Here is a 2,031-nt window from a genome sequence, read left to right as displayed (position 1 = left end):
CCGCGACGCCGTGGTCGCGCCGAAAGGCGCGTCCGCTCCAGTGGTAGCAGTCGCCGGTGCCGTCGCTGATGGAAGGCCTGGCCAGGTCGACCAGGTGCGAGCCGAGGCCAGCGGCATCGGGCTGCTGCGCGGCGGCACGCAGCAGGGCGGCCAGCCAGTCCGGCTGCGGCACCGCGTCGGGATTGAGCAGCGCGATGAATTCGGTTGGAGCGGTGTGGCGCGCGCCGGCATTGTTGGCGCAGGCGAAGCCGGTGTTGCTTGCCAGCGTGAGCAGCTCGAAGCGCGGATCCCCCAGTTCGGCAACCGCGGCCGGCGAGCCGTCGCTGCTGGCGTTGTCCACCACCACCGCGCGAAAGCCCGCTTCGGTCTGTGCGGCCAGCGCCCGCAGGCAGGCGCGCAGGTGCTCGCCCGCGTTCCAGTTGACGATGATGACGGCGACGCTGGCAGCCATTCAGGACACCGCCGGACGGCGCGCGCGCCGCCACAGCGATTCGTAGAAGAAGGCTTCCTCCTCGATGCGCAGCGGCAGCGCCAGCGCGTCGCGCCAGCGCCGCAGCAGCGCGGGCTCGCGCAGCACCGCGTCGATGGCGTCGGCCCAGGCGCGCGGATCGGCCGCATCGACGATGCGGCCGCAGCCGGACGCAGCCACGTGTTCGGCCTGAGCGCCCAGGTCGCCGACCAGCGCCGGCACCCCCACGGCGGCGCTTTCGTGCAGCACCAGCGAATAGCTCTCGGGCACCTGCGACGACAGGCACAGCAGGTCGCTGGCGGCGAGCCGCGCATACACCCCGGCCGGCGGCAGCGCGCCCACCAGTTCCACCCGCGGGTCGGCCGCGGCCAGCGCACGGATGTCCTCGTGGTAGCCAGCGTTGCCGTAGAAGCCGCCGATGGCCTGCAGGCGCAGCGCGCGGCCCGGCAGCAGCGCCAGCGCCTTCAGCAGGATGTCCAAGCCCTTTTGCGGCACCACCGCGCCGACCCATGCAAGGCGCAGCACATTGGACGCCTCGCGCGGTGCCGACGCCGCCTGCGCCATCGCCAGCAAGTCCACGCCGTGCGGGATCACGCGCACGGCCTGTCCGGCGAACGCTTCCGTGTAGATGCGCGCCACGGAGGCCGACGGCGCGACGCGATCGGCGGCGGCGGCCAGCATGGACTGCGCCTGCTGGTAGCGCTGCAGCAAGCCCGGCTCGGTCCACGGCGGCTCGTTGCAGTCGCGCGCGCACTTGCGGCCCTCCTCCGGGCCGCTGCAAGGCGCGCCCGCCGCGGTGACCAGGTTGATCCGCGCGCAGGGCAGGAAGAAGTCGGTGAGCGTCAGCACGTATGGCAGGCCGCAGCGCTGCGCCGCCAGCACCGCGGTGCCCATGCGCATGGTGTGCAGCACCTGGGCGACATCGAAGCGCTCGGCTTTCATCCACGCAGCCAGCGGCGCGACCAGCGCTTCGTCGGGGTCCAGCGCGATCTCGGCCGCCGCCGGCAGCGCCTTGCGCGACAGGTAAGTGACCGGCACGCCCTGGTAGCTGCCGCGCCGCGCGCCGGGCGGAAGGCCGGGCATGGCCTCGCCTCCGCTGCGTTCCACGTCGGCGGTGCCGGCCAGCACGTGCACGTGGTGGCCGGCACGCTGCGCCATGCGCGCGAGGTTCAGCGTCACGCGCTCGGTGCCGCCCGTGAATTCAGGAAAGAACTGGTGGAGGATGAACAGGATGCGCATCAGACGCCCGCCGCCAGGTCCTGGTGAATGGCGCGCGCCGCCGCTTCGTTGGGCGCGCCGGGCTTGCGCTGGTCCAGCCCGTGGAAGGCCAGCGCCGATCCGGCCGCCGCCGCCAGCGTCTTGGTCACCATGCCTGCCAGCTCCTCGCGCGGCAGCCGGTCGCGCGCGTCGTACACGCGCGCCGCGAACTGCAGCACGTTGTCCAGGCGGCCGGCGAACATGTCGGCGAACAGGCGCGCTTCGTCGCGCGCCGCCGCGTCCGGCGCGGTGGCCAGCGGATGCCGCTCGGCCAGCCGGGCGATGTAGGTTTCCAGCCGCGCATC

3 protein-coding genes are annotated in these 2,031 nt (G+C 73.4%); all 3 read right to left on the bottom strand.

Annotation, left to right across the window (positions count from 1 at the left end; genetic code table 11):
- The coding region (locus H0U68_RS07050; protein ID WP_296354014.1) for a glycosyltransferase at positions 1 to 451 on the bottom strand (451 nt) is incomplete at its 3' end.
- Complete coding sequence (locus H0U68_RS07045) at positions 452 to 1,708, bottom strand: glycosyltransferase (RefSeq protein ID WP_296354012.1); 1,257 nt, start codon at positions 1,706 to 1,708, stop codon at positions 452 to 454.
- Positions 1,708 to 2,031: hypothetical protein (locus H0U68_RS07040; RefSeq protein ID WP_296354010.1), on the bottom strand; the 324-nt coding region annotated here is incomplete at its 5' end. The genes H0U68_RS07040 and H0U68_RS07045, both read right to left, overlap by 1 nt.

The sequence above is a fragment of the Ramlibacter sp. genome (assembly GCF_013697775.1).
Lineage (GTDB): Bacteria > Pseudomonadota > Gammaproteobacteria > Burkholderiales > Burkholderiaceae_C > Ramlibacter.
Note: the sequence above shows the minus strand (reverse complement) of the source record. Positions and strands in the feature narration are given on the sequence as shown.